This window comes from Segatella intestinalis, from assembly GCF_029348455.1.
GTDB lineage: Bacteria > Bacteroidota > Bacteroidia > Bacteroidales > Bacteroidaceae > Prevotella.
The window spans coordinates 239150-240325 of the sequence record NZ_JARJVV010000003.1 but is presented as its reverse complement, the minus strand read 5'-3'; the positions used below and the strand labels follow the sequence as shown (position 1 = coordinate 240325).

The following is a 1176-nucleotide window of genomic DNA, read 5'->3' as shown; positions in this document are numbered from 1 at the left end:
GTCTCTCATTCTACTTTAGAAAGAATAATCGTCTCTCCAGAAAGGAGGTGTTCCAGCCGCACCTTCCGGTACGGCTACCTTGTTACGACTTAGCCCCAATTACCAGTTTCGCCCTAGGCCGCTCCTTGCGGTCACGGACTTCAGGCGCCCCCGGCTTTCATGGCTTGACGGGCGGTGTGTACAAGGCCCGGGAACGTATTCACCGCGCCATGGCTGATGCGCGATTACTAGCGAATCCAGCTTCGTGGGGTCGGGTTGCAGACCCCAGTCCGAACTGAGACAGGCTTTAAGGATTGGATCGTATTTGCATACGACCGGCTCTCTGTACCTGCCATTGTAACACGTGTGTAGCCCCGGACGTAAGGGCCGTGCTGATTTGACGTCATCCCCACCTTCCTCGCACCTTACGGTGGCAGTGTCCACAGAGTGCCCAGCTTGACCTGATGGCAACTATGGAGAGGGGTTGCGCTCGTTATGGCACTTAAGCCGACACCTCACGGCACGAGCTGACGACAACCATGCAGCACCTTCACAGAGGCCCCGAAGGGCGTCATTGTCTCCAAATCCTTCCTCTGCAATTCAAGCCCGGGTAAGGTTCCTCGCGTATCATCGAATTAAACCACATGTTCCTCCGCTTGTGCGGGCCCCCGTCAATTCCTTTGAGTTTCACCGTTGCCGGCGTACTCCCCAGGTGGGATGCTTAATGCTTTCGCTTGGCCGCTGAACCAGTTGGCCCAACAGCGGGCATCCATCGTTTACCGCGCGGACTACCAGGGTATCTAATCCTGTTCGATACCCGCGCTTTCGAGCTTCAGCGTCAGTTGCGCCCCAGTGAGCTGCCTTCGCAATCGGAGTTCTTCGTGATATCTAAGCATTTCACCGCTACACCACGAATTCCGCCCACTTTATGCGTACTCAAGGAAACCAGTTCGCGCTGCAGTTCAGATGTTGAGCATCTACATTTCACAACACGCTTAATCTCCGGCCTACGCTCCCTTTAAACCCAATAAATCCGGATAACGCCCGGACCTTCCGTATTACCGCGGCTGCTGGCACGGAATTAGCCGGTCCTTATTCATAGGGTACATGCAAAAAACATGCACATCAAAAAACGTACATGGGATACTTATTCCTGGCCGATTAAGGCACGGTCGTCGGCGCCATTATGCCTTCCAG

At 54.6% G+C, this 1176-nt stretch carries 1 rRNA gene (running past one end of the window); it reads right to left on the bottom strand.

Annotated elements, in window-relative coordinates:
- Positions 1–40: 40 nt before the first annotated feature.
- Positions 41–1176: ribosomal RNA gene (locus P3T48_RS03095) — 16S ribosomal RNA — on the bottom strand; it runs 286 nt beyond the window's last position.